Annotated in this window: 29 protein-coding genes; 20 read left to right on the top strand and 9 right to left on the bottom strand. The window is 66.9% G+C overall.

Features of this window, described 5'->3' with window-relative positions; all coding sequences use genetic code 11:
• Nucleotides 1–50: 50 nt before the first annotated feature.
• The 16 genes from E1J61_RS09095 to E1J61_RS09020 all read left to right on the top strand — a co-directional run bounded on the left by E1J61_RS09095 (nt 51) and on the right by E1J61_RS09020 (nt 14980).
• On the top strand, nt 51–752 hold the full coding sequence (locus E1J61_RS09095; protein ID WP_240745976.1) for an AzlC family ABC transporter permease: 702 nt from the start codon (nt 51–53) through the stop codon (nt 750–752).
• Complete coding sequence (locus tag E1J61_RS09090) at nt 749–1072, top strand: AzlD domain-containing protein (protein WP_133093742.1); 324 nt, start codon at nt 749–751, stop codon at nt 1070–1072. Before E1J61_RS09095 ends, E1J61_RS09090 begins: the two co-directional genes overlap by 4 nt.
• Nucleotides 1072–1809, top strand: coding sequence for an N-acetylmuramate alpha-1-phosphate uridylyltransferase MurU (gene murU / locus E1J61_RS09085; RefSeq protein ID WP_133093741.1), 738 nt, complete (start codon nt 1072–1074; stop codon nt 1807–1809). Before E1J61_RS09090 ends, murU begins: the two co-directional genes overlap by 1 nt.
• A gap of 119 nt (nt 1810–1928) precedes the next feature.
• A complete protein-coding gene (locus tag E1J61_RS09080) occupies nt 1929–3320 on the top strand; it encodes an aminopeptidase P N-terminal domain-containing protein (RefSeq protein WP_133093740.1) in 1392 nt (463 codons plus the stop codon).
• On the top strand, nt 3317–3802 hold the full coding sequence (locus E1J61_RS09075) for a hypothetical protein (RefSeq protein ID WP_133093739.1): 486 nt from the start codon (nt 3317–3319) through the stop codon (nt 3800–3802). The genes E1J61_RS09080 and E1J61_RS09075 overlap by 4 nt, the downstream gene beginning before the upstream one ends.
• Entirely contained in the window at nt 3783–5012 is a 1230-nt protein-coding gene (locus E1J61_RS09070) for a UbiH/UbiF/VisC/COQ6 family ubiquinone biosynthesis hydroxylase (RefSeq protein ID WP_207951191.1), read from the top strand. Before E1J61_RS09075 ends, E1J61_RS09070 begins: the two co-directional genes overlap by 20 nt.
• A gap of 303 nt (nt 5013–5315) precedes the next feature.
• A complete protein-coding gene (dusB, locus tag E1J61_RS09065; protein WP_133093738.1) occupies nt 5316–6383 on the top strand; it encodes a tRNA dihydrouridine synthase DusB in 1068 nt (355 codons plus the stop codon).
• Complete coding sequence (locus E1J61_RS09060; RefSeq protein WP_019447044.1) at nt 6380–6613, top strand: Fis family transcriptional regulator; 234 nt, start codon at nt 6380–6382, stop codon at nt 6611–6613. The genes dusB and E1J61_RS09060 overlap by 4 nt, the downstream gene beginning before the upstream one ends.
• 22 nt (nt 6614–6635) lie before the next feature.
• Nucleotides 6636–8210 carry a bifunctional phosphoribosylaminoimidazolecarboxamide formyltransferase/IMP cyclohydrolase gene (purH, locus tag E1J61_RS09055; protein WP_063236800.1) on the top strand — a complete coding sequence of 525 codons (1575 nt, stop codon included), beginning with the start codon at nt 6636–6638 and terminating at the stop codon, nt 8208–8210.
• A gap of 837 nt (nt 8211–9047) precedes the next feature.
• The gene (gene ruvC / locus E1J61_RS09050; RefSeq protein ID WP_133093737.1) at nt 9048–9593 is read left to right on the top strand and encodes a crossover junction endodeoxyribonuclease RuvC; all 546 of its coding nucleotides are present in this window, start codon (nt 9048–9050) and stop codon (nt 9591–9593) included.
• Between the two features lie 91 nt (nt 9594–9684).
• Entirely contained in the window at nt 9685–10863 is a 1179-nt protein-coding gene (locus tag E1J61_RS09045) for a glycerophosphodiester phosphodiesterase (RefSeq protein WP_133094205.1), read from the top strand.
• Between the two features lie 74 nt (nt 10864–10937).
• Nucleotides 10938–11519 carry a Holliday junction branch migration protein RuvA gene (gene ruvA / locus E1J61_RS09040; RefSeq protein ID WP_133093736.1) on the top strand — a complete coding sequence of 194 codons (582 nt, stop codon included), beginning with the start codon at nt 10938–10940 and terminating at the stop codon, nt 11517–11519.
• A 46-nt stretch (nt 11520–11565) separates the two neighbouring features.
• Nucleotides 11566–12621 carry a Holliday junction branch migration DNA helicase RuvB gene (gene ruvB, locus E1J61_RS09035; RefSeq protein WP_133093735.1) on the top strand — a complete coding sequence of 352 codons (1056 nt, stop codon included), beginning with the start codon at nt 11566–11568 and terminating at the stop codon, nt 12619–12621.
• Between the two features lie 214 nt (nt 12622–12835).
• Nucleotides 12836–13450 carry a hypothetical protein gene (locus E1J61_RS09030; protein WP_240745920.1) on the top strand — a complete coding sequence of 205 codons (615 nt, stop codon included), beginning with the start codon at nt 12836–12838 and terminating at the stop codon, nt 13448–13450.
• A 44-nt stretch (nt 13451–13494) separates the two neighbouring features.
• Nucleotides 13495–14079, top strand: a complete 585-nt coding sequence (locus E1J61_RS09025) for a YSC84-related protein (RefSeq protein WP_133093734.1) — start codon at nt 13495–13497, stop codon at nt 14077–14079.
• Between the two features lie 175 nt (nt 14080–14254).
• On the top strand, nt 14255–14980 hold the full coding sequence (locus E1J61_RS09020; protein ID WP_133093733.1) for a queuosine precursor transporter: 726 nt from the start codon (nt 14255–14257) through the stop codon (nt 14978–14980).
• A 40-nt stretch (nt 14981–15020) separates the two neighbouring features.
• Here E1J61_RS09020 and E1J61_RS09015 read toward each other — a convergent pair whose 3' ends face one another.
• The 4 genes from E1J61_RS09015 to tyrS form a co-directional block, all read right to left on the bottom strand.
• Nucleotides 15021–15695 (bottom strand): histidine phosphatase family protein, encoded by a 675-nt coding sequence (locus E1J61_RS09015; protein ID WP_133093732.1) that lies wholly within the window; start codon nt 15693–15695, stop codon nt 15021–15023.
• A 29-nt stretch (nt 15696–15724) separates the two neighbouring features.
• Complete coding sequence (locus E1J61_RS09010) at nt 15725–16372, bottom strand: YbhB/YbcL family Raf kinase inhibitor-like protein (protein WP_133093731.1); 648 nt, start codon at nt 16370–16372, stop codon at nt 15725–15727.
• A 79-nt stretch (nt 16373–16451) separates the two neighbouring features.
• The gene (gene dtd / locus E1J61_RS09005) at nt 16452–16913 is read right to left on the bottom strand and encodes a D-aminoacyl-tRNA deacylase (RefSeq protein ID WP_133093730.1); all 462 of its coding nucleotides are present in this window, start codon (nt 16911–16913) and stop codon (nt 16452–16454) included.
• A gap of 10 nt (nt 16914–16923) precedes the next feature.
• Entirely contained in the window at nt 16924–18165 is a 1242-nt protein-coding gene (gene tyrS, locus E1J61_RS09000) for a tyrosine--tRNA ligase (protein WP_133093729.1), read from the bottom strand.
• A 270-nt stretch (nt 18166–18435) separates the two neighbouring features.
• Between tyrS and E1J61_RS08995 the strand changes: the two genes are divergently transcribed.
• Together E1J61_RS08995 and E1J61_RS08990 are read left to right on the top strand one after the other, a co-directional pair.
• A complete protein-coding gene (locus E1J61_RS08995) occupies nt 18436–19830 on the top strand; it encodes a M23 family metallopeptidase (protein WP_133093728.1) in 1395 nt (464 codons plus the stop codon).
• 52 nt (nt 19831–19882) lie between these two features.
• Nucleotides 19883–20968 (top strand): anhydro-N-acetylmuramic acid kinase, encoded by a 1086-nt coding sequence (locus tag E1J61_RS08990; RefSeq protein ID WP_243736837.1) that lies wholly within the window; start codon nt 19883–19885, stop codon nt 20966–20968.
• On the opposite strand, the gene E1J61_RS08985 is transcribed toward E1J61_RS08990, so the two are convergent.
• On the bottom strand, nt 20956–21873 hold the full coding sequence (locus E1J61_RS08985; RefSeq protein ID WP_133093726.1) for a LysR family transcriptional regulator: 918 nt from the start codon (nt 21871–21873) through the stop codon (nt 20956–20958). The genes E1J61_RS08990 and E1J61_RS08985 overlap by 13 nt on opposite strands.
• Before the next feature lie 90 nt (nt 21874–21963).
• Here E1J61_RS08985 and E1J61_RS08980 point away from each other — a divergent pair, with 90 nt between their 5' ends.
• Entirely contained in the window at nt 21964–22773 is an 810-nt protein-coding gene (locus tag E1J61_RS08980; protein WP_133093725.1) for a phytanoyl-CoA dioxygenase family protein, read from the top strand.
• Between the two features lie 59 nt (nt 22774–22832).
• Here the strand turns inward: E1J61_RS08980 and erpA are convergent, their stop codons facing one another.
• From erpA to rplM, 4 genes are all read right to left on the bottom strand, one after another.
• Nucleotides 22833–23201 (bottom strand): iron-sulfur cluster insertion protein ErpA, encoded by a 369-nt coding sequence (erpA, locus tag E1J61_RS08975; protein ID WP_010813904.1) that lies wholly within the window; start codon nt 23199–23201, stop codon nt 22833–22835.
• Between the two features lie 101 nt (nt 23202–23302).
• Complete coding sequence (locus tag E1J61_RS08970) at nt 23303–23800, bottom strand: polymer-forming cytoskeletal protein (RefSeq protein WP_133093724.1); 498 nt, start codon at nt 23798–23800, stop codon at nt 23303–23305.
• A 251-nt stretch (nt 23801–24051) separates the two neighbouring features.
• Nucleotides 24052–24444 (bottom strand): 30S ribosomal protein S9, encoded by a 393-nt coding sequence (rpsI, locus tag E1J61_RS08965; protein WP_018312775.1) that lies wholly within the window; start codon nt 24442–24444, stop codon nt 24052–24054.
• Nucleotides 24445–24456: 12 nt separating this feature from the next.
• On the bottom strand, nt 24457–24885 hold the full coding sequence (gene rplM / locus E1J61_RS08960; RefSeq protein ID WP_010813907.1) for a 50S ribosomal protein L13: 429 nt from the start codon (nt 24883–24885) through the stop codon (nt 24457–24459).
• A 733-nt stretch (nt 24886–25618) separates the two neighbouring features.
• Between rplM and E1J61_RS08955 the strand changes: the two genes are divergently transcribed.
• A complete protein-coding gene (locus E1J61_RS08955) occupies nt 25619–26041 on the top strand; it encodes an OsmC family protein (RefSeq protein WP_133093723.1) in 423 nt (140 codons plus the stop codon).
• Nucleotides 26042–26047 lie beyond the last annotated feature (6 nt).

Genomic DNA, 26047 nt, shown 5'->3' with positions numbered 1-26047 from the left:
CCATTACCGCCCTCGGCGAATGGCTGGCCGGCGCGCGCGCGCTCGCGCCGATGCTGCTTGGCGTGGTGCCGTTTGGCCTGATCTACGGCGTGCTGGCCGTCGGCGCCGGCATGCCGGCGTGGCTGGCTTGTGCCATGAGCGCGATCGTATTCGGCGGCGCCTCGCAGATGATCCTGACCCAGTTGTGGACCGCCGGCACGCCCGCGGTGGTGATCACGCTGACGGTGGCCATGGTCAACCTGCGCCACGCCCTGTATTCCGCGACGATCGCGCCCACGCTGGCCCACCTGCCGCGCCGCTGGAAGGCGCTGATCGCCTACCTGCTGACCGACGAGGCCTTCGCCGCGATGACGCACCGGCTGGGCGATACCGGCCCGCGCGCGCAATACCGCCACTGGTACTACTTCGGCGGCGGCTTCGCGCTGTGGGCCAGCTGGCAGGTGTCGACGCTGGCCGGCGTGCTGGTCGGCGCCCAGGTGCCGCGCGACTGGCCGCTCGATTTCTTCCTGCCGCTGACGTTCATCGGCATCATCGTGCCCGGTCTCAAGCACCGCTCGCACGTGGCCGCTGCGGTGGCCGCCAGCATACTGGCGGTGGCCTGCTACGGCCTGCCGCACAAGCTCGGGCTGATGGTGGCGGCGCTGGGCGGCATCGCCGCCGGCATGCTGGTACTGGGCCGCGGCAACCGCCCCGGCGCGCGCCGGGCCGGCGCGGCGGATCGGGCCGGCTCGGTCGGCAAGGAGGCCGCATGAATGCGCTGACCTTGCTATGGGTCTTCCTGGCCGCCGGCCTGGCGACCTTCCTGATCCGCCTGTCATTCATTGCCGTGGAAGGCCGCGTGCGGCTGCCGGCGTGGTTCCGGACCGCGCTGCAGTTCGTCCCGGCCGCCATGCTGTCCGCGCTGATCGCCCCCGACCTGCTGATGCAGGGCGGCGAGCTCGCGCTCACCCCTACCAATGCGCGGCTGGTGGCCGGCGTGGTCGCCATCCTGATCGCCGCGCGTACCCGCAGCGTCGGCTGGACCATCGCCGGCGGCATGGCCGCGCTGCTTGCCCTGGAGGCCCTGTTCTGATGAAGGTCATGATCTTCGCCGCCGGCCGCGGCGACCGCATGCGCCCGCTGACCGATACCTGCCCCAAGCCGCTGCTGGCCGTGGCCGGCAAGCCGCTGATCGTCTGGAAGATCGAAGCGCTGGCGCGCGCCGGCCTGCGCGACATCGTCATCAACCACGCGTGGCTCGGCGAGCAGATCGAGGCCGCGCTCGGCGACGGCAGCCGCTTCGGCGTGCGCATCGCGTACTCGCCCGAAACCCAGGCACTGGAAACCGCCGGCGGCATCGCCAAGGCCCTGCCGCTGCTGTCGCACGACCCGGCCCGCGGCGAGATCTTCCTGGCCGTGTCGGGCGACATCTTCTGCGACTACGACTTCCGCAAGCTGCTGCCCCGCGCCGCCGCGATGGCCGGCGCCGCCGAGCCGCGCATGCACCTGGTCATGGTGCCCAACCCCGCGTTCCATCCGCGTGGCGACTTCGGAATGGACGCGCAAGGACGGCTATCGCTGGAGGAGCACCCGATCCACGGCGAGCGCCTCACCTTCGGCAATATCGGCCTGTACGATACGCGCCTGTTTGCCGGCATCGCGACTGGCACGCGGGTCGCCATGACACCCTTCTACCGCGCCGCGATCGCCGCCGGCACCGCCAGCGGAGAACGTTTCGACGGGCGCTGGGAAAACGTTGGGACGCCGGCGCAGCTGGCAGAGCTGGACGCCAGTATTGCGCCTGTGCCGGTCGCCTCCGTGGGGCGTTGAACCAGGGGTATGGAAGCCGCGCCATGGCAGTGGCGCGACGCGCCTTTTGCAGCACCGCCGCTGCAACGCGCCCGGCGGCGTTAGAATCGGCCTGATCCTCCTCTTCCCCAGGCCACACCATGTCCGCACCCGACAACGCCCTCCTCGCCGCCTGCCGCGAACGCCGCGCCCGTGTGCTGCAGCACCTGCGCGCCGGCGGCGGTGGCGTGGCGATCCTGCCTACGGCGCCGGAAGCGATGCGCAACCGCGACAGCGACTATCCGTACCGCCACGACAGCTATTTTTATTACCTGACCGGCTTCACCGAGCCCGAGGCCGTGCTGGTGCTGGTAGCCGGCGCGCCGGGCGACCCGGCCGATGCCGACCGCAGCATCCTGTTCTGCCGCCCCAAGCACGAGGAGCGCGAGATCTGGGACGGCTTCCGCTACGGCCCCGAAGGGGCGCGCGCCGCGTTTGGCTTCGACGAGGCGCATTCGTTCGAAGAGATCGATGCGACGCTGCCGCCGCTGCTGGCCAATCGCGCGCAGGTCGCTTACCCGCTGGCCGAGTCGACCCGCACCGACGTGCAGATGCGCCGCTGGCTCGACGCCGTGCGCATGCAGGGCCGCGCCGGGGTGTCGGCGCCGTCGGTGGCGATCGATATCCGCACGCTGCTCGACGAGATGCGGCTGTTCAAGGACGCGGGCGAGCTGGCCATCATGCGCCGCGCGGGCGCAATCTCCGCCGGCGCCCATGTGCGCGCGATGCAGGCCACGCGCCCGGGCCTGCGCGAATACCACCTCGAAGCCGAGCTGCTCTATGAATTCCGCCGCCACGGCGCGCAGAGCGTGGCCTACAACTCGATCGTCGCCGCCGGCCCCAATGCCTGCGTACTGCATTACCGCGCCGGCCCGGCCGAACTGAAGGATGGCGACCTGTGCCTGATCGACGCCGGCTGCGAGCTCGACGGCTACGCTTCGGACATCACCCGTACCTTCCCGGTGTCGGGGCGCTTTTCGCCCGCGCAGCGCGAGCTGTATGACCTGGTGGTGGCGGCGCAGGAAGCCGCGATCGCCGAAACCCGCGCCGGTGTGCCCTACAACGTGCCGCACGATGCCGCCGTGCGCGTGCTGGCGCAAGGCATGCTCGATACCGGCCTGCTCGACCGCAACAAGGAAGGCACGCTCGACGACGTGCTGGCCAGCGGCAGCTACCGCCGCTTCTACATGCACCGCACCGGGCACTGGCTTGGCATGGACGTGCACGACGTGGGCGAATACCGCGTCGCCAGCCACAGCGGCGAAGGCGAGCGCCCGTGGCGGCCGCTGCAGCCGGGCATGGTGCTGACCGTCGAGCCCGGCATCTACGTGCGTCCGGCGCAGGACGTGCCGGAGCGCTACTGGCATATCGGCATCCGCATCGAGGATGACGCCGTGGTGACCGATGGCGACTGCGAGCTGATCACCCGCGGCGTGCCGGTGCATGCCGACGAGATCGAAGCGCTGATGCGCGATGCCGGAGGCCGGCGATGATCGGTTGGCTGCGCAGACTCTTTCCCGGCCAGGGCAGCACCCAGGCTGCAGCCGCAAAACCGCGCGACCCGTCGGAGCCGTTCATCATCAACCTGTTCGACGACCGCGTCGTGGTGCACCGCCCCGATGGGCAGCGCGAGGAAATCGCGTGGGATGCGCTGGAACGCGTCGTGGTGCGCGTCTCCAACCGCGAACCCTGGGCGGGCGCTGCCTGGCTGATCCTGGTCGGCGCGCCCGACAGCGGCCAGGGCTGTGTGGTCCCGGCCGATGCCGCCAACTATGCCGCGCTGCTCGAGCAATTGCGCGCGCTGCCCGGCTTCAGCCAGCAGAAGCTCGACAATGCGCTGCGCGACGCTGCGGCCGGCAAGTCGCGCACTGACGCGATCTGCTGGAAGCGCGGGGCCGGCGAGACTGGCATCGGCGGCAGCGATGGCACCGGCGGCAATGCAGGAGGCAGTGACGATGCCGGCCGCGCCAGCTGATATCCAGGACATCGCCATCGTCGGCGGCGGCCCGGTGGGACTGGCGCTGGCCTGCCAGCTGCTGCGCACCACCGACTGGCGCATCGCGCTGATCGATGCGGCCACGCCGGCGCGCGCCGCGCGCGACCCGCGCGCGATCGCGCTGTCGCACGGCAGCCGCCAGCTGCTCGAGCAGATCGGCGCGTGGCCCGTGCCCGGCAGCCCGATCGAGCATATCCACGTGTCGCAGCGCGGCCGCTTCGGCCATGTCCGGCTGCACCATGACGACTACGGCGTGCCGGCATTGGGCTATGTGGTCCGCTATGGCGAGCTGTGCGATGTGCTCGAACGCGCCCTCGCGCGCGCCGCGCAGGCTTGCCCCGCCGACCGGCTGCAGCGCGTATTCGAGACCCGCATCGACCAGATCGAGCAGGCGCCATCCGCCGGCACTGGCGACGATCCCGACGGCGGCACGGTGCGGCTGACTGGCACCGCCCATGACGGGCAGGTCGCGCGCTTTACCGCCAGGGTGGCGATACAGGCCGAGGGCGGCCTGTTCCACGAGCAGGCCCGGCACCAGGGCCGCGGCGCGCGCACGCGCGACTACGGGCAGACTGCCGTGATCGCCCATGTGGCCTGCTCGCGGCCGCAGCCGGGCTGGGCCTGGGAGCGCTTTACCGACGAAGGCCCGCTGGCGCTGCTGCCCCACGACGAACATGGCGTTGCCGGCTACGCGCTGGTGTGGTGCTGCCCGCCCGAACAGGCCGCGCGACGGCTGGCGCTGCCCGACGCGGAGTTCGCGCTGGAGCTTGGCCATGCCTTCGGCGACCGCATGGGCTACTTCACGCTGGCGGGCAAGCGCCATGCCTTCCCGCTGGGGCTGAACGCCGCGTCGGTCACGGTCAGCGGCCGCGTCGCTGCGGTCGGCAATGCGGCGCAGACGCTGCACCCGGTGGCGGGCCAGGGCCTCAACCTGGGCCTGCGCGACGCCTTCGCGCTGGCCGATTCGCTGCGTGCCGCCTGCACGCCGCAGGCGCTGCAGGCCTTTGCCAGCCGGCATCGGCTCGACCGCGCGGTCACCATCGGCGTCACCGACCTGCTGCCGCGCCTGTTCGGCGTGCCCTACCCGCTTGCCGCGCATGCCCGCGGGGCGTCGCTGGCGGCACTGGCCTGCCTGCCGCCGCTGCGGCACGCGCTGGCGCGCCACATGATGTTCGGCATGCGCCGCTGAAAACTGGCATCGGGGATCTGTGGCGCGTGCGCCACGCGCCACAGATCCCGCTACAGATTGCGCCATCGATGCTCAATTCTTGGGCAGTCACTCCCGTTTGGCGGTAGAATCTCGGCCTCGCACATGTCCCGATCCATCGCCGGCAGCAGTTTCGGCAGGGGCATGTTTTTCCGTTTCGTCTCTGTTTCGCCCGATCGCCACAAGTGCTCCCGAGCCAGAGCAGGCCATCCCGATCCCGTCGGCGGCGCGCGCGCCGCCAGGGCGGCAGGGCCCCAGCAGAACCCGCGCTATCGTCGCTCTATCGTGCAGATCGGACCTCACCAACTCCGCAACAACCTGTTTGTCGCCCCCATGGCGGGCGTGACGGACCGGCCGTTCCGCCAGCTGTGCAAGCAGCTGGGCGCCGGCTATGCGGTGTCGGAAATGGTGGCGTCCAACGCACAGCTGTGGAAAAGCGAAAAGACCATGCGCCGCGCCAACCACGCCGGCGAGGTCGAGCCCATCTCCGTGCAGATCGCCGGTGCCGAGCCGTCGATGATGGCCGAGGCGGCGCGCTACAACGTCGACCGGGGCGCGCAGATCATCGATATCAACATGGGCTGCCCGGCCAAGAAGGTGTGCAACGTGGCCGCCGGCTCTGCGCTCCTGCAGAACGAGCCGCTGGTGGTGCGCATCGTCGAGGCGGTGGTCGCCGCCGTCGGCGAGCGCGTGCCGGTCACGCTGAAGATCCGCACCGGGTGGAACCGCGAGAACCGCAATGCGCTGCGCATCGCGCGCATGGTCGAGGACGCGGGCATCAGCATGCTCACCATCCACGGGCGCACCCGCGCCGACCTGTACCACGGCGACGCCGAGTACGAGACCATTGCCGCGGTCAAGGCAGCGATCTCGATTCCGGTGGTCGCCAACGGCGACATCACCACGCCGCAGAAGGCAAAGCAGGTGCTGGCGCTGACCGGCGCGGACGCGATCATGATCGGCCGCGCGGCGCAGGGCCGGCCGTGGCTGTTCCGTGAAATCGAGCACTTCCTGAAGACCGGCGAAATGCTGCCGTCGCCGGAGGTGGCCGAGATCCGCGCGATCATGAACGCGCACCTGGAAGACCACTACGCCTTCTACGGCGAGTTCACCGGCGTGCGCACCGCGCGCAAGCATATTGCCTGGTACACGCGCGGCCTGCGCGGCGCGAACCTGTTCCGGCACCGGATGAACACGCTGGAATCCACCACCGAGCAACTGGCGGCGGTCAACGCCTTCTTCGACGAGCAGGCGCAGTACTCGGACCGGCTGGTGTACGTGGACGACGAGCAGGGCAAACAAGATAAAGACGAAGCGAACAACAACAATAACGGGGAGTTGCTTGCCGCATGAGCCGCAACGCTATCGACCAGTGCATCCGGGATAGCCTGGACACGTATTTTCGCGACCTGGACGGTGAAGAGCCGTCCAATATGTACAACATGGTGCTCGAGGCCGTCGAACGGCCGCTGCTGGAAGCCGTGATGGTGCGCGCCGAGCGCAACCAGTCGCTGGCGGCCGCCTATCTGGGCATCAATCGCAACACGCTGCGCAAGAAGCTGCAGCAGCACGGTTTACTTTGAATTTGAAGCGTTTCCCACAGCCATGATCAAGCAAGCCCTCCTTTCCGTATCCGACAAGACCGGCATCGTCGAATTCGCGCGCGAACTGAACGCGCTCGGCGTGACGCTGCTTTCCACCGGCGGCACCGCCAAGCTGCTGGCCGACAGCGGCCTGCCCGTGACGGAGGTGGCCGACTACACCGGCTTCCCGGAAATGCTCGACGGCCGCGTCAAGACGCTGCACCCGAAGGTCCACGGCGGCATCCTGGCGCGCCGCGACCTGCCCGAGCACATGGCCGCGCTGGCCGAGCACAACATCCCCACGATCGACCTGCTGGTGGTGAACCTGTACCCGTTCCAGCAGACCGTGGCCAAGGATGACTGCACGCTGCCGGACGCGATCGAGAACATCGACATCGGCGGCCCGACCATGCTGCGCTCGGCGGCCAAGAACCACCGCGACGTGACCGTGATCGTCGATCCGGCCGACTACGCCGTGGTGCTCGACGAAATGCGTGCCAACGGCAATGCGGTTGGCTATGACACCAACTTCCGCCTGGCGACCAAGGTGTTCGCGCACACGGCGCAGTACGACGGTGCCATCACCAACTACCTGACCAGCCTGGGTGCCGACAAGTCGCACCAGGCCCGCAGCGCCTACCCGCAGACGCTGAACCTGGCGTTCGACAAGGTCCAGGAAATGCGCTACGGCGAGAACCCGCATCAATCGGCGGCGTTCTACCGGGACCTGAAGGCGGTGGATGGCGCGCTGGCCAACTACGTGCAGCTGCAGGGCAAGGAGCTGTCGTACAACAACATCGCCGACGCCGATGCGGCGTGGGAATGCGTGAAGTCGTTCGATGCGGCCAATGGGGCTGCCTGCGTCATCATCAAGCACGCCAATCCGTGCGGCGTGGCGCTGGGTGCCAACGCGCTGGAAGCGTATGAGAAGGCGTTCAAGACCGATTCGACCTCGGCCTTCGGCGGCATCATCGCTTTCAACGTGGAGCTGGACGAAGCCGCTGCGCAGGCGGTGGCCAAGCAGTTCGTCGAAGTGCTGATCGCGCCGTCGTTCAGCGCCGCCGCGCGCGCAGTGTTCGCGGCCAAGCAGAACGTGCGGCTGCTGGAGATTCCGCTGGGCAAGGGCATCAACCAGTTCGACTTCAAGCGTGTTGGCGGCGGCCTGCTGGTGCAGAGCCCGGATGCCAAGAATGTGCAGCCTTCGGAGTTGCGCGTGGTGACGCGCCGTCATCCGACGCCGAAGGAAATGGATGACCTGATGTTTGCGTGGCGGGTGGCGAAGTTCGTCAAGTCCAATGCCATCGTGTTCTGTGGTGGTGGCATGACGCTGGGTGTTGGTGCCGGGCAGATGAGCCGTGTGGATTCGGCTCGGATTGCCAGCATCAAGGCGCAGAATGCCGGGCTGACGCTGGCTGGTTCCGCGGTGGCGTCGGATGCGTTTTTCCCGTTCCGTGATGGGTTGGATGTTGTTGTGGATGCGGGTGCTACCTGCGTGATTCAGCCGGGTGGGTCGGTGCGGGATGATGAGGTGATTGCTGCGGCGGATGAGCGGGGGATTGCGATGGTGCTGACTGGGACGCGGCATTTCAGGCATTAAGCGGTTTTGTTTTGTTTGACGGCTGGAGCTTGTCGCTGTTGGTGACAGGCTGTCGGCCGTTGAAGCTGCTTTGTCGCTGTTGATGACATGCTGTCGGCCGTTGAACCGCCTGGTTCCGCCCTGCTGGGCGGGTCACTTTTTGTCCGAGCGACAAAAAGTAACCAAAAAACGCGTCGCCTGAGCGGCTGGCTATCAATCCATCGGCGTGGGTGGTTCAGGCGGTGGTGATTTCCGTTCGATGGGGGCTGGTGGTTCGAACCTGCTACGCCAGGTGAGTCTGGGATAGTGGCTGCGTCGACCCACTATTGAACGATCCCCATGCAGGGCGTAGGCCCCCTGCTAAACGCGTTATCGGTGTGACGCCTACGGCTGCGCTGCGCGCGCTCAGTATCGTAGGTCGAATGCTCGGGCACGGAGTGCGTCGCTGCGCTCGCACAGCGCCGTCGTGCACGACGCCGGGCCCGAAGCCGGGGCCAGGACGTGGGCGGCAGCCCTACCCTTAGGGCCGGCGCGCAGCGCAGCCGTAGGCGTTCCTACCATGCCATCAGCAGCAGGGGCCACGCCCAGCTCTGGGCTCGTTCAATCACCGCATCAATCCCGATCCTCCGTGGCGCACCACGGCGTCAGGCAGCCGTGCCCTGCAACGAAGCAAAGCCCCGTACGAAAACCGCCGCATACTACGATAAGAGTGGCCGCCCGCAGGGCCGTAAACGCGCTTTTTGGTTACTTTTTGTCGCTCGGACAAAAAGTGACCCGCCCAGGAGGGCGGAACCCAGCGGTTCAACGGCCGACACCATGTCACCAACAGCGCCAAGCCCCATACCAATCCAACCCAATATGCGAATCCTAGGCATCGACCCCGGCCTCCGCACCACCGGCTTTGGCGTGATCGAGAAACAAGGCAACAAGCTTGCCTACATCGCCTCGGGCACGATCAAGAGCAACGGCAACGAGAGCCTGCCGGAACGGCTGAAGACGCTTTACGACGGCATCAGCGAGATCTCCCGCACTTATGCCCCCGACTGCGCCGCGATCGAAAAGGTCTTCGTCAACGTCAACCCGCAATCCACGCTGCTGCTCGGGCAGGCCCGCGGCGCAGCGATCTGCGGGCTGGTCGGCTACGGCCTGCCGGTATTCGAATACACCGCGCTGCAGCTGAAGGTCGCAGTGGTCGGCTACGGCCGCGCCAACAAGGCGCAGGTCCAGGAGATGGTGACCCGCCTGCTGATGCTGCCAGGCCAGCCCGGCAGCGACGCGGCCGATGCGCTGGGCGTGGCCATTTGCCATGCCAACGGCGGCAATACGCTGGGCACACTGGCCGGCATGGCCCCGGAACTGGCGCGCAAGGGCATGCGTGTGCGACGCGGCCGGCTGGTCGGCTGAGCCAGCATCCCGAGTCTCTTACAATCAGGCATTCGTCTTCCCGCAGGAATACTGAATGCCCACCCAGATTGATGTCCTCGTCCGCCCCGTAATGCTTGCCTTGCGGCGCTGGCGGATCCCGGTCACCGCGGCCGCTGCCGGCGCCATGCTGGTCGCCGGCTGTGTCACCGCGCCCCGGCCGAAACCCCATGCGCCGCCGGCGCCGGCCCCGGCAACAGGCACGCCGCAGCAGCCCCCCGCCGCGGAGAAACCGAAGGCGCTGGTCATCGCCCATCGCGGCGCCAGCGCGCTGCGCCCCGAACACACTCTGGCCGCCTACACCAAGGCGATCGAGGACGGCGCCGATGCGATCGAGCCCGACCTCGTCATGACCCGCGACGGCGTACTGGTGGCCCGCCACGAAAACGACATCACCGGCACCACCAATGTCGCCGACGTGGCGCAATTCGCCGACCGCAAGCGCACCAAGGTCATCGACGGCGAGCGCCTGACCGGCTGGTTCACCGAAGACTTCACGCTGGCCGAGCTCAAGACGCTGCGCGCGCGCGAGCGCATCCCGCGCCTGCGCCCGGCCAATGCGCGGCTGAACGACCAGTTCGAGATCCCCACCTTCGATGAGATCGTTCGCCTTGCCGAGCAGGCATCGCTTCGCACCGGCAAACCCATCGGCATTTACGCCGAGCTGAAGCATCCGAGCTATTTCCGCGGCATCGGCCTGCCCATGGAAGACAAGCTCGCCGCCGCGGTGCGCGCCCAGCCTTACCTCCGCCAGGCACCGCTGTTCATCCAGTGCTTCGAAGGCGGCAGCTTGCGCGCGCTGCGCCGCACGTTCGGGCATGCGCAGCCCAACGTCAGGCTGGTGCAACTGGTCGGCAACCCGCGCAAGAGTCCCGCCGACTGGAAGCTCGCCGGCGACAACCGCACCTTCGGCGACATGCTGAATACGACTGGCCTGCGGGAGGTGGCGTCCTACGCCGACGGCATCGGCCCGGAGAAAAGCAGCGTCGTGCCGCGCGACGCCCAGGGCGCGCTCGCCGCGCCGACCGCGCTGGTCCGCCAGGCCCATGCCGCCAGCCTGTTCGTCCATCCCTACACGTTCCGCCCGGAGAACAGCTTCCTGCCCAAGGCGCTGCAGACCGGCGGCGACGAGGCCACGCGCAGCCCGTCGGGCATGGTGCGCGAGCTGGAAGCGTTCATCGCGGCCGGCGTCGATGGCTTCTTCACCGACGACCCGGCGCTGGGGCGCCGCGCGGCCGATGCAAATCGCTGAGGCGGCAAGATGGCAGCAATGCGGCCGCGAGGTACACTTGCGGCCGCTTCATCCCCTACCCAACAAGCCCAGACATGATCGGACGCATCGCCGGCACCCTCATCGAGAAGAATCCCCCGCACCTGCTGGTCGACTGCCATGGCGTCGGCTATGAGGTCGACGTACCGATGAGCACCTTCTATAACCTGCCGGCGTCGGGCCAGCCGGTCACGCTGCTGACCCAGCTGATCGTGCGCGAGGACGCGCACCTGCTGTACGGCTTCGGCACGGCGGCCGAGCGCAATACCTTCCGCGAGCTGATCAAGATCAGCGGCATCGGCGCGCGCATGGCGCTGGCGGTGCTGTCGGGCATGTCGGTATCCGAGCTGGCGCAGGCAATCACGCTGCAGGAAGCGGGCCGGCTGACGCGCGTGCCGGGCATCGGCAAGAAGACCGCCGAGCGGCTGCTGCTCGAGCTCAAGGGCAAGCTGGGCGCGGAACTGGGGCATGCGCCCGGCGCCGCGGCGGTGCCCGACAGCGCCGTCGATGTGCTCAACGCGCTGCTTGCGCTGGGCTACTCGGAGAAGGAAGCCGCCTCGGCAATCAAGCAGGTGCCGGCCGGCACCGGCGTGTCCGAGGGCATCAAGCTGGCGCTCAAGGCCTTGTCCAAGGGCTGAGGCGTAGAATGGCGGGGTGTTTTCCGGGGTATCCCCCATCAGCGCCATGATCGAGACCGACAAGCTTTCCGCCCCCGCCCGCGTAATTTCCGCCACCCCCGCCTCGTCGCAGGAGGAGGCGTTCGAGCGCGCGCTGCGGCCCAAGCTGCTGGACGAGTACGTCGGCCAGGAAAAGGTGCGCGGGCAGCTCGATATCTTCATGCACGCCGCGCGCAAGCGGCGCGAGGCGCTCGACCACGTGCTGCTGTTCGGCCCGCCGGGGCTGGGCAAGACCACGCTGGCCCATATCATCGCGCGCGAGATGGGCGTGGGCCTGCGCCAAACGTCTGGGCCGGTGCTGGAGCGCCCGGGCGACCTGGCGGCGCTGCTGACCAACCTGGAAGCCAACGACGTGCTTTTCATCGACGAGATCCACCGGCTGTCTCCGGTCGTCGAGGAGATCCTGTACCCGGCGCTGGAGGACTACCAGATCGACATCATGATCGGCGAAGGCCCGGCGGCCCGTTCGGTCAAGCTCGACCTGCAGCCGTTCACGCTGGTGGGCGCCACCACGCGCGCCGGCATGCTGACCAATCCGCTGCGCGACCGCTTCGGCATCGTGGCGCGGCTGGAGTTCTACAACGCGGAGGAACTGGCGCGCATCGTCACGCGTTCGGCGCAGTTGCTGCACGCCAGCATCGATCCGCTGGGCGCGCTGGAGATCGCGCGGCGCGCGCGCGGCACCCCGCGTATCGCCAACCGGCTGCTGCGCCGCGTGCGCGACTATGCCGAGGTCAAGGGCGACGGCACCATCACGCGCGAGATGGCCGATGCCGCGCTGGCCATGCTCGACGTCGACCGCGTCGGCTTCGACCTGATGGACCGCAAATTGCTGGAAGCGGTGCTGCACAAGTTCGGCGGGGGCCCGGTGGGCGTGGACAACCTGGCCGCGGCCATCGGCGAGGAGCGCGACACCATCGAGGACGTGCTCGAGCCCTACCTGATACAGCAGGGCTACCTGCAGCGCACGCCACGCGGGCGCGTGGCCACGGCGGCAGCCTACCGGCATTTCGGGCTGGCGTCGCCGCAGCCTGGCGGCGGCGAGTTGTTCGACGGGCAGTAAGGCACGGCGACGGGGCGTCGGCATCAGCCAATTAAACGTTTTAATCTCGCGCCCCAAATTTTTTCGAAGTGGATTGCTGGCCCATGGCCCATTGTCCACAATGGCTTCATCGGCACCTGCCGGTGCCCGCCGATGACCGTCCAGTAGGCAGCCCAAGGTTGCCCCGCGGTTGCGGCGCCATTGTGAACCGGTTTCCGAACCTGCAAGGAATGCCATGAGCCGTCGCCTGCGCCGCTCCGCCTCGTCCCTTCTCGCCGCCACCCTGGCCAGTGCCGCATTGGCGCTGCTGGCTGCCGGGAACGCCAACGCCCAGCGTGCGCAGGGTCCCGTCGGCGTCGCCGAAGAAGCCGTGATCAGCGGCAAGATCATTGATATCGATCCCAACTCCAAGGCGGTGCTGGTGCAAGGCCCGCGCGGCAATGTGGTCGAACTGGTCGCGGGCGACGAAGCGAAGAACTTCGGCCAGGTGCGCAAGGGCGACATCGTCACCGTGACCCGGGGCGCGGCCCTGGTGGCATCGCTGGAGCCGCTCGACAGCAAGACCACGGCCATGGCCGAGCAGGTTGACCGCACCACGCGCGCCGCCGAAGGCGGCAAGCCCGGCATCGCGCGCGAGATCACCACCACGGTCACCGCCGAGATCACCAAGGTCGATCCGGCCAAGCGCCTGGTCACGTTCCGTGGACCGCGCGAGACGCTGCGCACCGTCAAGGTCGAGGATCCCGCCATCGACCTGAACCAGATCAAGCGCGGACAGATGGCCAAGCTCGTCTATCGTGAAGTGGTGGCCATCACGGTCAAGGCACCGGCGGCGGCCGCAGCCAACTAAACACCGTGCCGGGCGCGGTACTTTTCCCCACCAGGAGGTTACCTATGAATCGTCGCCACTTTGTTACCCGGGTTGCCGGCTCGGGCCTGCTCGTTGCCACCGCAATGGCGGCAGGCTGCACCACCACCGGCACCAGCGCCTCGAAAGACCCGGTCGCCAAGAAGCAGGAAATCGATGCCGGGGTGGACGGGGCGTTGAACCGGCTGTTCGCGGCCAACGCCGGCGCACGCGACCTGGCGCAGCGTGCGCAGGGGGTCCTGGTGTTCCCGCGTGTCATCTCGGCCGGCCTGGTGGTAGGCGGCGAATACGGCGAGGGTGCGCTGCGATCGAAGGGTGCAACGGTCGGCTACTACAGCACCACGCAGGCCTCGGTCGGGCTGACCGCCGGCGGGCAGTCCAAGGCCGTCATCATCATGTTCATGACCCCGGAGGCCTACAACAAGTTTGTTGCCAGCAAGGGCTGGACCGCCGGCGCCGATGCCAACGTGGCGGTGGCCAAGGTCGGGGCGGACGGCAGGCTCGACACCCTGACCAGCCAGCAGCCGGTGATTGCCTTCGTGCAGACCAATGCCGGCCTGATGTTCGACGTCTCGGTGAACGGCTCCAAGATCAGCAAGCTGGAGATCTGACGCGGCCACCCGGCTGCGCCGCTGCATCCGAAATTCCCGGCTTCGGCCGGGAATCTTCATTTCAGGCGGCCGCAGCAACGCTTGGACCGGTCCGCGGCAGGCACGACGGAATCCGCGGCCCGCTGGCATAATCGCGCCCAAAATACCGCGCCAGCGCGTCCGACCGGGAGCCCCCATGTCCGCCGTCCCCGCCAGCACGACCCAACCGGGCCGCGTCTACCGCTACTATGACTTCGTCATGGTGGCGTTCGTCACCGTGCTGCTGTGTTCGAACCTGATCGGCGCGGCCAAGGCGGCGCAGGTGACGCTGCCCGTGATCGGCACGGTGACCTTCGGCGCCGGCGTGCTGTTCTTTCCGATTTCGTACATCTTTGGCGACGTGCTGACCGAGGTCTACGGCTATGGCCGTGACCGGCGCGTGGTCTGGGCCGGCTTTGCCGCGCTGGCATTCGCCACCTTCATGAGCCTGGTGGTGCTAAACATGCCGGTCGCGCCATTCATGGCGGACTATCAGAAGAGCTTGCAGGATGTGTTTGGCAACACCTGGCGCATCGCGCTTGGGTCGCTGATCGCATTCTGCTGCGGCAGTTTCACCAACAGCTATGTGCTGGCCAAGATGAAGCTGTGGACAGGGGGGCGGTGGCTGTGGACGCGCACGATCGGCTCGACCCTGGCGGGCGAACTGGTGGATTCGTCGCTGTTTTACGTGATCGCCTTCTATGGCATCTGGCCGCTGGAGAAGGTAGTCCAGGTCGCCGTGGCGCAGTATGTGCTGAAGACCGGCTGGGAAGTCGTGATGACGCCGGTGACGTACAAGGTGGTTGGGTTCCTGAAGCGGGCGGAGAACGAGGACTACTTCGACCGGCATACCGACTTCACGCCGTTCCGCGTGAGGGTCTGAAGCCCTCTCCCGCCGGGCGGGAGAAGGAACATCCAAAGCTTCAAGGCACTCGCCGGTCCACCTCGTCCAGCGCCAGGTTTTCCAGGTGGCTCACGTCCCCCCACGCCGCCAGCGTCAGGTGCGAGCTGTCACTGCGCAGCCGGTTGACACTGGCATTGAGCAACTCATGCTGGCGCGGCGCTTCCAGCGTCATGCCGGTGGCCTCGCGGTACAGGCAGTCGAGCACGCCGCCGTGCGCGACCAGCGCGATGCGCTCGCCGGGATGGCGGCGCGACAGCGCCAGCACGGCGTCGACGGTGCGCTCGTGGAAACCGAGCAGCGATTCGCCCTGCGGCGGCGCGTAGTCCGGCACGCGCGCCTGCCAGCGGGCAAAGTCTTCGGGCAGGTCCTCGGCCACTTCGGCGTAGGTCTTGCCCTGCAGGGTGCCGTAGCTGCGTTCGCGCAGGCGCGCGTCGGGGCGGATCTGCAGCCCGAGCGCTTCGGCGAGCGGCGCAGCAGTTTCCATGGCCCGCGACAGGTCGCTGGAATACACCGCATCGATCGGCTCGCCGGCCAGCGCGGCAGCCAGCGCGCGCGCCTGGGCGCGGCCGGTCTCGTTCAGCGGAATATCGAGCTGGCCTTGCAGCCGGCGCTCCCGGTTCCAGGCCGTTTCGCCATGGCGGATTACGATCAGGTGGGTAAAGGCCAGCGATTGCAGCCCGGAGCTTAGCGACATGCCGATTCCTTCGGTTTCCTTGAAGCCGCCTACTGCGCCAGCTTGGGATTGAGCGTGTAGGTGCCGGTCAGGCTGGCCTGCGCCAGCACGTGGCCCTGGATCGCGTCGCGCACCTGCGCGCCGGTGAAGGTGCCATCCAGCGGCACGCGGTCGATGTCCAGCGCATACAGCGTGAACACGTAGTGGTGCAGCAGCGTGTCGTTCCACGGCGGGCACGGGCCGTCATAGCCGAAATAGTCGCCCTTCATGTCGGCATCGCCGGCGAACCAGCCGGTGTAGTCGTTGATGCCGTGGCGCAGGCCACCCGCGGTGGCGGTGCCGCCGGTGGCCTCGGGACCCGGCTTGCCGCGCGCGATCACGCCATCGCTGTGCGAGGCGGCCGCGATCGAGCTCAGGCCCGGCGGAATGTCGACCAGCACCCAGTGGAAAAAGTCCACGCGCGGCAGCGACGCCGGCACTTCGCGGCCGTCCTGGTTGACGTCGTCGCCCTTGCTGGGCACGTCGCGGTCATGGCAGATCAGTACGAACGAGCGCGTCTCGACCGGCGCGTCTTCCCAGTGCAGGTCGGGATTGCGGTTGGCCGACAAGGCCACGTGGCTGGCGGCATCGGGCACGCAGAAAGCAAACTCGCCAGGGATCGGCGCGTTGTCGTTGAAGGACTTGCTCCAGAGTTTCATTTGTCTCTCCTGTCTTGATGACGCGCCGGGGCGCGGCAGCTTGGGATCTGTCTTGCGATCTGCGGTCTGGCGCTCGGCATCAGGCCGGCGGCACCCGCAGCCAGAACGTGACCGGCCCGTCGTTGACCAGGCTGACCTGCATCATCGCGCCGAACTCGCCGGTCTGCACCTGCGGATGCGCCGCGCGCGCCTTCGCCACGAAATGTTCGTACAACCGCTTGCCGTCTTCCGGCGAGGCCGCCGGCGTGAAGCTGGGCCGCGTGCCGCTGTTGGTGTCGGCCGCCAGCGTGAACTGCGACACCACCAGCAGGCCGCCGGCATTGCCGTTGCCGTCCATGTCCTGCACCGGCAGGTTCATCTTGCCGGCGGCATCCGAAAACACCCGGTACGACAGCATCTTGGCAAGCAGGCGCTCGGCCTGCGCCTCGGTGTCGCCGCGCTCGGCGCAGACCAGTGCCAGCAGGCCGGCGCCGATCTCGCCGGTGGTGCGGCCCTCGACGGTCACGCGGGCCTGCGCGACACGCTGGATCAGCGCAATCATGCCCGCCGCCTCAGGACAGCGTCACGCGCGCGAAGCGGCGCTTGCCGACCTGCACGACGTAGGTGCCGGCGGCGACCCTGGTGGCCTTGTCGCTGACCGTGGCACCGTCGATCTTGACACCGCCCTGCTCGATATTGCGGTTGGCCTCGGACGTGGACGGTACCAGGTTGGCCTGCTTGAGCAGCTGCGCGATGCCCAGCGGGGCACCTTCCAGGCTGACTGCGGGGATATCGTCGGGCACGCCGCCGCGGGCGCGGTGGTTGAAGTCTTCCAGCGCCTTCTCGGCATCGGCCTGGCTGTGGAAGCGCGCCACGATCTCCTGCGCCAACAGCACCTTGCAGTCGCGCGGGTTGCGGCCCGCGGCGATTTCCTGCTTCATCAGGTCGATCTCGGCAAGCGGGCGGAACGACAGCAACGTGTAGTACTGCCACATCAGGTCGTCCGAGATGCTCATCAGCTTGCCGAACATGTCGTTGGGCGCCTCGGTCACGCCGACGTAGTTGCCCTTGGACTTGGACATCTTCTCGACGCCGTCCAGGCCCACCAGCAGCGGCATGGTCAGGATGCACTGCGGCTCCTGGCCATATTCCTTCTGCAGCTCGCGGCCGACCAGCAGGTTGAACTTCTGGTCGGTGCCGCCGAGCTCCAGGTCGGACTTGAGCGCGACCGAGTCATAGCCCTGCATCAGCGGGTAGAGGAACTCATGCACCGAGATCGGAATCCCGGAGCGGAACCGCTTGGTGAAGTCGTCGCGCTCCATCATCCGGGCCACGGTGTACTTGGCGGCCAGCTGGATCATGCCGCGCGCGCCCAGCGGGTCGCACCACTCGCTGTTGTAGCGGATCTCGGTGCGGGCCGGGTCCAGCACCAGGCTGGCCTGGCGGTAGTAGGTCTGCGCGTTGGCCTCGATCTGCTCGCGCGTCAGCGGCGGGCGCGTGCTGTTGCGGCCCGACGGATCGCCGATGGTCGAGGTGAAATCGCCGATCAGGAAGATCACCTGGTGACCGAGGTCCTGCAGCTGGCGCAGCTTGTTCAGCACCACCGTGTGGCCGATATGGATGTCGGGCGCGGTCGGATCCAGGCCCAGCTTGATGCGCAGCGGCACGCCGGTGGCCTCGCTGCGCGCCAGCTTCTGCGCCCATTCGGATTCGATCAGAAGTTCGTCGCAGCCACGCTTGGAGACCTCCAGGGCGTGCATCACCGACGGCGTCAAGGGGTATTTGGCCGCGGGGCCCGTGGAAACTTCAGTCATGACGTAAGTCTTTGAAATACATGAAATTTTAGGAAAGATTCCGACAGCCGCGAGCAGCGGTTTTTGGTATAATCCGCCTTTCCCGGCGCCAGCGGGAGCCTCCCCAGTGCGCCAATCGTCACCTGCCGCAGCCCTCGAAATGAATCGATGCGGCGATCCGATGCAGGTGACCCGATAAAGTGAACAGCACGCGCCGCACCTCGGGGGAGGAAGGCAGACGAGACACATCGTTGCAGCAGCGGTGCTCAGACCAAGGTTGAATTTTACGTGATGTGGTCAAGACTCCGCGAAGTTTTCGCGCGCGAGCTGGTGGTTCTTGTTGACCCAACCAACCCCCAGCATGCGCGCCGGCGCAAGCAACTCACTGCCTCGGTGGGTGCAATCTTTACGCTCGGCATGGCCGCGGCGATGGGCGTGGCACCGCGCAGCGCCTTCGACGATCCGCTCGCCCCGCGCACCGAGCAGCCCCTGCGCATGCCCGACGTGCGCGAGCAGCTCGACCTGCTGACCGACAGCCAGGCCGTGTACGTGCGCGAAGAGCGCATGCAGCGCGGCGACACCATCGGCAGCCTGCTGCGCCGTCTCGGCGTGGACGATCCCGATGCGCAAGCCTTTATCGTCAAGAACCCCACCGCGCGCGGGCTGTTCAGCCTGAACCCCGGCCAGGCGGTGCAAGCGGAGATCGACGAAAGCAACATGCTGGTGTCGCTGCAGGCCAACCTCGGCGGCGACGCCGCGGCCTCGCGCGAGCTGGTGATCGAGCGCGTGCGCGCGGCCACCGGCAACGGCACCGCCGCCTACAAGGCCAAGGTCCAGCGCGTCGACAACGACGTCCACTACGAGATGGCGTCGGGCGCGATTTCCGGCGCCGGCTTCTTCAAGGCCATGGACGCGGCCAACGTGCCCGACGAGGTCGTGCAGCAGATGCTGTCGATCTTCTCCGGCGTGATCGACTTCCACCACGATATCGCCAGCGGCGACCGCTTCCGCATCATCTATGAAGCCGGCTTCCGCGACGGCACCTTCGTGCGCAACGGCCGCGTGATCGCGATCGAGCTGATCAACCGCAACCAGCTGCACCAGGCGCTGTGGTTCTCGCCCGAAGATGGCAAGGATGGCGCCGGCGCCTATTACACGTTCGACGGGCGCAGCATGAAGCGGCCGTTCCTGCGTTCGCCGGTGGAGTTCTCGCGCGTGTCGTCGGGCTTCGGCGGCCGCGAGCATCCGCTGCACCACGACTGGGCCCAGCACAAGGGCGTGGACTTCGCCGCCCCGACCGGCACCAAGGTGCTGGCCACCGGCGATGGCGTGGTCGAATTCGTCGGCCAGCAGAACGGCTACGGCAACATCGTCATCCTGAGCCATGCCAACGGCTACTCGACCTACTACGCGCACCTGTCCGGCTTTGCCGGCATGCGCCAGGGCCAGCCGGTGCGGCAAGGCCAGCTGATCGGCTATGTCGGCTCGACCGGCTGGGCTACCGGGCCGCACCTGCACTATGAGTTCCGCTTCAACGACGTGCCGCAGAACCCGCTGACCATCACGCTGATGGAATCCCCGCCGCTGAGCGGCAAGTCGCGCCAGGAATTCCAGACCTACACCAGCGGGCTGCTCAGCCGCATCAATGCGCTGCGTGCCTACAACGTGCTGACCGCTTCCAACTGACGCGCCGACCGTGACCCCGCCCGTGCCAGGCAGCGAACGCTATATCGGCATCATGTCCGGCACCAGCATGGACGGTGCCGATGCGGTGCTGGTCGATTTCAGCGGCGCGCGGCCGGAAGTACTGGCCGCCGCCAGCGAACCTTTCCCCGAGGCGCTGCGCGCCGCATACGGCGCCCTGCAGCAGCCGGGCGAGAACGAGATCCACCGCGAGGCACTGGCGGCCAATGCGCTGGCCGAGGTCTACGCCGCCTGCGTGGCCACGCTGCTGCGCGAGGCCGGCGTGCCGGCCGCCGCGGTCGCCGCCATCGGCGCGCATGGCCAGACCATCCGGCACCGGCCCGGCCTGTACGACGGCATCGGCTACACGCGCCAGAGCCAGCATCCGGCCCGGTTGGCCGAACTCACCGGCATCGATGTGGTGGCGGACTTCCGCAGCCGCGACGTCGCCGCTGGCGGCCAGGGCGCACCGCTGGTGCCGGCGCTGCATCATGCGCTGTTCGGCAGCGACGTCGAGACTCGTGTCGCCTGCAATATCGGCGGCATTTCCAATATCAGCATCCTGCCTGCCACCGGCGCCGTCAGCGGTTTCGACTGCGGCCCGGGCAATGCGCTGCTCGACTACTGGATCCATCGCCACCGCGAGCTGCCGTTCGACAGCAATGGCGACTGGGCGGCCAGCGGGCGCATCGACGATGCGCTGCTGGCGCGGTGCCTGGCGGATCCTTACTTCAGCGCGCCGCCGCCCAAGAGCACCGGCCGCGACCTGTTCCATCCCGGCTGGCTCGATATCCAGCTGCAGGCTTTCGGGCACCTCGCGCCTGATGACGTGCAGGCGACGCTGGCGGCGCTGACCGCCGAAGCCATCGCGCGCGATATCCGTACCCATGCGGGTGACGCAAGGCGCCTCGTGGTCTGCGGCGGCGGCGCCCGTAACGCCTTCGTGATGACGCGGCTGGCGCAGGCGCTGCCTGGCGTGGCCATCGAAACCTCGGAACACTATGGCGTGCCGGTCTCTCAGGTGGAAGCCATCGCCTTTGCCTGGCTGGCGCGCCAGTGCACGCTGCGCCTGCCTGGCAACGTGCCAACCGTGACCGGCGCTGCCGGCCAGCGCGTGCTGGGCGCGATCTATCCGCGCTGAACCGCTTCCGCGCCGGCGCCGCCCTCCTCCACATACGTCATGAATGCCTGCGCCAGCGGCGACGGCCGCATGGCCGGCGAGCGCGCCAGCACCACGCGCTGCGGCGTCACCGGCTCGCGTAGCGGCAGGCAGGCGATCGGCATGCCGTCGTAGCTGTGGTCCCCCGCCGGCCGGGTGCAAGACAGCGCCACGCCGTAGCCGTGCGCGACCAGTCCGCGCTGCATCTCGAAGGTCTGCGTGTACTGGTGCAGTGCCGGGTGCAAACCATCCGCCCAGAACAGCGACAGGAAGTACTCGCGAGTCTGCGGGATGTCCTCCAGGATCAGACGCTCGCGGGCAAGGTCGGCCAGGCTCACATCTGCGCTGTGCGCCAGCGCGTGTCCAGCGGGCAGCAGCGCGTAGGGGGGCAGTTGCGCAAGTGTGCAGCGCTCGGTGCGGGCATCCAGCCCGAGGTCGTAGGTCAGCGCCAGTTCCGCCTTGCCGGCCTGCAACGCGCGGTGCACGGTGGCGAGGTCAGCCTCGAACAGCGTCACCGAGACCCGGGGGTGCCGCTCGCGGAAGCCGGCTAGCAGGCGCGGCACGAAATACGGCCCCAGGTCCTGGAAACACGTCAGCGACAACTGGCCGCTCAGGCCGCGCTCGCCCGCTTCGTCGGCAGTCAGGCCCGCCGCCAGCGCCAATATGTCGCGCGCACGGCCAAGCAGGCGCTGGCCGGCCGGCGTCAGCGCCAGGCCGCGGCTGACCTGGCGCCGGAACAGCGGCTCTCCCACCGTGTCTTCCAGCTGTGCGATCGCGGTCGATACAGACGGCTGCGACACATGGCGGGCGCGCGCCGCCGCGCTGATGCTGCCGTGCTCGGCGGCGGCGACGAAGTACTCGAGCTGGCGGAAAGAGAAAGGGATCATATTTTCCTATATCACACCATAGGAAATATATGCTTTTCCTATCCATGACGGATGCCGATACTGCGAGCATCGTCAAACGGAGCCCCCGCCATGGAAATTACCCAGGAACAGATCGATACCTACCAGCGCGACGGCGTGCTGGTGCTGCGCGGCGCGTTCGCGGAGTGGATCGAGACCCTGCGCGAAGGCTTCGCGCAGAACCTGGCCGAGCCTGGCCCTTTCGCCATCGAGAACGTACGGCCCGGCGAAGGCGGGCGCTTTTTCGAGGACTACTGCAATTGGCAGCGCATCGCGCCGTTCGATGCTTTTATCCGCCAGTCCGCGGCGGGGTCCATCGCCGGCCGCATCATGCAATCGCAGGCCGTGCAGGTGTTCCACGAACACATCCTGGTGAAGGAGCCTGGCACGGCCAAGCCCACGCCGTGGCACCAGGACCTGCCCTACTACTGCGTCGACGGCACCCAGACCGCGAGCTACTGGATCCCGCTGGATCCCGTCACGCAGGCCAATACGCTGCGCGTGGTGGCCGGCTCGCATCGCTGGCCGCGGCTGGTACGGCCCAGGCGCTGGGCCAGCAACGAAAGCTTCTATGGCGGCCAGGGCAACGATGACAGTGCATTCATGGACATGCCGGATGTCGAGGACGGCAGCCACACGCTGCTTGCGCCCGAACTGGAACCGGGCGATGCGGTGGTATTCGACTTCCGCACCGTGCACGGCGCCGCGGGCAATACCGGCACCGGCCGCCGGCGCGCGTTCTCGGCGCGTTTCCTTGGGGACGACGTGCGCTTCATGCAACGGCCGGGACGTACCTCGCCCCCGTTTCCCGGCATCGGCCAGCAGACCGGCGAGCGCTTGCGCGAGGACTGGTTTCCGGTGGTCTGGCGCGCCGGCCAGTAGTCACGATCCCGAAACAAAAAAACGCACCCGAAGGTGCGTTTTTTTGGGGCCGGAACCGCTCAGACCGAGAACGACGAGCCGCAACCGCAGGTGGTCGAGGCATTCGGGTTCTTGATCACAAACTGGGCGCCGTTGATGTCTTCCTTGTAGTCGATCTCGGCGCCGACCAGGTACTGGTAGCTCATCGAGTCGATCAGCAGGGTGACGCCGTTCTTGACCATGGTAGTGTCGTCTTCGTTGACTTCCTCGTCGAAGGTAAAGCCGTACTGGAAGCCCGAGCAGCCGCCGCCCTGCACGAACACGCGCAGTTTCAGCTCGGCATTGCCCTCTTCCTCGATCAACTGCTTGACCTTGTCGGCGGCGCTGTCGGTAAAGACGAACGGTGCCGGCACGTCCTCGGTAACGGGTGCCTCTGCGACTGCGTTCATGGGGTGTTCTCCTGTTTAGATACGCCTGTATTCTAAGCGCTACTGGAAGATCGTGCCGAACCCCTTTGTTTTCAAGGGATTCCGGACGTGCGGCAGGCCGCTCAGGCGGCCTTTTCGGTGGGACTGGCTGCGTCTGGCGGAGTTTCGTCGTCCGCAGCATCTGTTTCAGCCGTCTTTTCCGTCACTTCCGTTACGGCACCGCCATCGATCACGTTGGGCAACGCCTTGACTTCACCGGCCGCGCCCTGTGCCAGCGGCACCAGCCTCCCTTCGACCAGTGCTCCCTGGTGCATCTCCAGCGCCGCATAACGCACGTCTCCCAGCACGCGGGCCTGCGGCTGCAACTCCAGCAGGTCGGTCGCTTGCACCGGCCCCTTCACCGTGCCATTCAGCACCAGATGGCCGACGCTGATCTCGCCTTCGACCATACCCTTCTCGCTGACCACCAGCATGCTTGCCTTGCCCGGCGCCGCGGTGACGTTGCCGCGCACACGCCCATCTAGCCGCAGGCCTCCGGCAAACACCAGGTCGCCGTCGATGGCGGTGTCTGCGCCGATCAGCGTATCGATCGAAAGGCCCTTCTTCTTCGAAAACAACATCGCTCACTCCTCTCTCGTTCGTACCGGGCCGCCGGGCCCGGGGCGCGTCGCCATGACAGACGGCTTGCCGATAGCGACAGGGCGTGATTGTATCCGCGTGCATCGCATACCCCACAAAAGTCTGGCTCCACCCGCTATTTCGGCAGCCGGATGTGAATCCGCAGGGAACAGGCGAAAAAAAACCGCACGGCCAGCGTGCGGTTTTTCTGGATTTCGCGGCATCCGGCAGGGACCAGGACCGCGAAAACGCATCAGCGCTTCGAGAACTGCTTGCGACGACGCGCCTTGTGGAAGCCGACCTTCTTACGCTCGACTTCACGTGCATCGCGCGTGACGTAGCCAGCCTTCGACAGGGCCGACTTCAGGGTCGCGTCGTAGTCGATCAGGGCGCGGGTGATGCCGTGGCGCACTGCGCCGGCCTGGCCCGTTTCGCCACCGCCGGTCACGTTGACCTTGATGTCGAACGTTTCGCCGTGGGCGGTCAGTTCCAGGGGCTGGCGCACGATCATCAGCGAGGTTTCGCGAGCGAAATACTCTTTGATGGGCTTGCCGTTGACGACGATGTCGCCCTTGCCCGACTTGATGAAGACACGAGCCACAGCGCTCTTGCGGCGGCCAGTACCGTAATTCCAGTTACCGATCATGGATTGGCCTCCTTAGATTTCCAGCGCCTTGGGCTGCTGCGCTTCGTGCGGATGCTCGGCTTCGGCGTAAACCTTCAGCTTCTTGATCATCGCGTAGCCCAGCGGACCCTTCGGCAGCATGCCCTTCACAGCCTTTTCCAGGGCACGGCCCGGGAAACGCTGTTGCATCTTGCCGAACGTCGTTTCGTAGATACCGCCCGGGTAGCCCGAATGGCGATAGTACTTCTTGTCCGTTTCCTTGGTACCCGTGACACGCAGCTTGGCTGCATTGACGATGATGATGTAATCACCCGTGTCGACGTGCGGAGTGAATTCCGGCTTGTGCTTGCCGCGCAGACGGCGTGCCACTTCGCTGGCGACACGGCCGAGGACTTTGTCCGTCGCGTCAATCACGTACCAGTCGCGCTTTACCTCATGAGGCTTGGCGGAAAAGGTCTTCATGATTTTTCCTGACTATTAGTTCGTGCCCGAAATCCGACTCGCGAAGGCTTGTGCTCGCCCCTGCAAGTCTTGTGGCCTGTCCTGGGACTGGCCGGATGCTGCTTCTCTTTCCCGCGGGCATGACGGAAAAGCCCACGATTATAATGGCGGCTCTTGGGCTGGCACAAGCAAAGACTGAGGTTTTCGTCAAGATCGTCGCCACAAATTGCCTGCCTGGGCAGCATGCGCCACTCTGCCAAGCCGGCCGTGGGGACGGCTTCCGTGCAGGGGCGAAAAAAAACCCAAGCTGGTTTAGCTTGGGTTTGAATCCACCAAAGGAGGAGGGTGGAGGAGACACTTGGAGATCGACGGTGGGACCTGCGGGCGGTGCGGAGGGCTTGGCCGGGAGGCTTCGCTTTCGCACTCTGGCGCGCTGTCAGCGCCGTCGTTCAATGATTGAAATTATACATGGGGTTTTCCCGGATGCAAGGGAAATTTGTAGTGCGAAATGCGATTTCGTATTGTGGAAAAAAAGAGCCTCGCCGCACACCCATAAAATCTTCTTAATATTCAAACACTTAAACTAAAAGTGACAGTGTCGCCGAGTTGTCACATTAGAGGAAACCCTCAGATTTCCTAAGGATATCGGCAGCCGGCGGCCGAACTTGACGATGCCATATACTCAGAAATGCAAGATTCGGGGTCACGCGCTTGTGATCGCAATACCACAACAGAAACGACAGGAACGAACAAAATGGAATGCAAAGTAACTTGGATGGGCGTGGACGGCATGAGCTTCGTCGCCCAGACCGGCAGCGGCCATATCGTCGCGATGGACGGCGCTCCCGAGGGCGGTGGCCATAACCTTGCGCCGCGGCCGATGGAAATGGTGCTGGTCGGCACCGGCGGCTGCACGGCCTATGACGTGGTGCTGATCCTCAAGCGCGGCCGCCAGGAGGTAACCGGCTGCAGCGTGCAGCTTCAGGCCGACCGTGCCAGCGAGGACCCCAAGGTCTTCACCCGCATCAACTTCCATTTTGTGGTGACCGGCAAGAATCTCAACCCCGCCACGGTCGAGCGCGCCATCAAGCTGTCGCACGAGAAGTACTGCTCGGCGTCGATCATGCTGGCCAAGACGGCCGAGATCACGCACACGATGGAAATCGTCGAAGGCTGATGGAAG

This window comes from Cupriavidus sp. L7L, assembly GCF_004353535.1.
Lineage (GTDB): Bacteria > Pseudomonadota > Gammaproteobacteria > Burkholderiales > Burkholderiaceae > Cupriavidus > Cupriavidus oxalaticus_A.
This window is presented reverse-complemented; position numbering and strand designations above follow the sequence as displayed.

Excerpts from the sequence above, each read along its gene's own strand:
- E1J61_RS09045 (WP_133094205.1), top strand. The coding sequence starts at position 9,685 with ATGCTTGCCTTGCGGCGCTGGCGGATCCCGGTCACCGCGGCCGCTGCC.
- E1J61_RS09070 (WP_207951191.1), top strand. The coding sequence starts at position 3,783 with ATGCCGGCCGCGCCAGCTGATATCCAGGACATCGCCATCGTCGGCGGC.
- E1J61_RS09090 (WP_133093742.1), top strand. The coding sequence starts at position 749 with ATGAATGCGCTGACCTTGCTATGGGTCTTCCTGGCCGCCGGCCTGGCG.
- erpA (WP_010813904.1), bottom strand. The coding sequence starts at position 23,201 with ATGAACGCAGTCGCAGAGGCACCCGTTACCGAGGACGTGCCGGCACCG.
- E1J61_RS08970 (WP_133093724.1), bottom strand. The coding sequence starts at position 23,800 with ATGTTGTTTTCGAAGAAGAAGGGCCTTTCGATCGATACGCTGATCGGC.
- E1J61_RS09030 (WP_240745920.1), top strand. The coding sequence starts at position 12,836 with ATGAGCCGTCGCCTGCGCCGCTCCGCCTCGTCCCTTCTCGCCGCCACC.
- E1J61_RS08985 (WP_133093726.1), bottom strand. The coding sequence starts at position 21,873 with ATGATCCCTTTCTCTTTCCGCCAGCTCGAGTACTTCGTCGCCGCCGCC.
- E1J61_RS08995 (WP_133093728.1), top strand. The coding sequence starts at position 18,436 with ATGTGGTCAAGACTCCGCGAAGTTTTCGCGCGCGAGCTGGTGGTTCTT.
- E1J61_RS09095 (WP_240745976.1), top strand. The coding sequence starts at position 51 with ATGCTGCTTGGCGTGGTGCCGTTTGGCCTGATCTACGGCGTGCTGGCC.
- E1J61_RS09020 (WP_133093733.1), top strand. The coding sequence starts at position 14,255 with ATGTCCGCCGTCCCCGCCAGCACGACCCAACCGGGCCGCGTCTACCGC.
- E1J61_RS09080 (WP_133093740.1), top strand. The coding sequence starts at position 1,929 with ATGTCCGCACCCGACAACGCCCTCCTCGCCGCCTGCCGCGAACGCCGC.
- ruvA (WP_133093736.1), top strand. The coding sequence starts at position 10,938 with ATGATCGGACGCATCGCCGGCACCCTCATCGAGAAGAATCCCCCGCAC.
- ruvC (WP_133093737.1), top strand. The coding sequence starts at position 9,048 with ATGCGAATCCTAGGCATCGACCCCGGCCTCCGCACCACCGGCTTTGGC.
- rplM (WP_010813907.1), bottom strand. The coding sequence starts at position 24,885 with ATGAAGACCTTTTCCGCCAAGCCTCATGAGGTAAAGCGCGACTGGTAC.
- E1J61_RS09010 (WP_133093731.1), bottom strand. The coding sequence starts at position 16,372 with ATGAAACTCTGGAGCAAGTCCTTCAACGACAACGCGCCGATCCCTGGC.
- tyrS (WP_133093729.1), bottom strand. The coding sequence starts at position 18,165 with ATGACTGAAGTTTCCACGGGCCCCGCGGCCAAATACCCCTTGACGCCG.
- E1J61_RS08980 (WP_133093725.1), top strand. The coding sequence starts at position 21,964 with ATGGAAATTACCCAGGAACAGATCGATACCTACCAGCGCGACGGCGTG.
- E1J61_RS09025 (WP_133093734.1), top strand. The coding sequence starts at position 13,495 with ATGAATCGTCGCCACTTTGTTACCCGGGTTGCCGGCTCGGGCCTGCTC.
- E1J61_RS09015 (WP_133093732.1), bottom strand. The coding sequence starts at position 15,695 with ATGTCGCTAAGCTCCGGGCTGCAATCGCTGGCCTTTACCCACCTGATC.
- E1J61_RS09060 (WP_019447044.1), top strand. The coding sequence starts at position 6,380 with ATGAGCCGCAACGCTATCGACCAGTGCATCCGGGATAGCCTGGACACG.
- murU (WP_133093741.1), top strand. The coding sequence starts at position 1,072 with ATGAAGGTCATGATCTTCGCCGCCGGCCGCGGCGACCGCATGCGCCCG.
- dtd (WP_133093730.1), bottom strand. The coding sequence starts at position 16,913 with ATGATTGCGCTGATCCAGCGTGTCGCGCAGGCCCGCGTGACCGTCGAG.
- rpsI (WP_018312775.1), bottom strand. The coding sequence starts at position 24,444 with ATGATCGGTAACTGGAATTACGGTACTGGCCGCCGCAAGAGCGCTGTG.
- E1J61_RS09075 (WP_133093739.1), top strand. The coding sequence starts at position 3,317 with ATGATCGGTTGGCTGCGCAGACTCTTTCCCGGCCAGGGCAGCACCCAG.
- ruvB (WP_133093735.1), top strand. The coding sequence starts at position 11,566 with ATGATCGAGACCGACAAGCTTTCCGCCCCCGCCCGCGTAATTTCCGCC.
- E1J61_RS08955 (WP_133093723.1), top strand. The coding sequence starts at position 25,619 with ATGGAATGCAAAGTAACTTGGATGGGCGTGGACGGCATGAGCTTCGTC.
- E1J61_RS08990 (WP_243736837.1), top strand. The coding sequence starts at position 19,883 with ATGTCCGGCACCAGCATGGACGGTGCCGATGCGGTGCTGGTCGATTTC.
- purH (WP_063236800.1), top strand. The coding sequence starts at position 6,636 with ATGATCAAGCAAGCCCTCCTTTCCGTATCCGACAAGACCGGCATCGTC.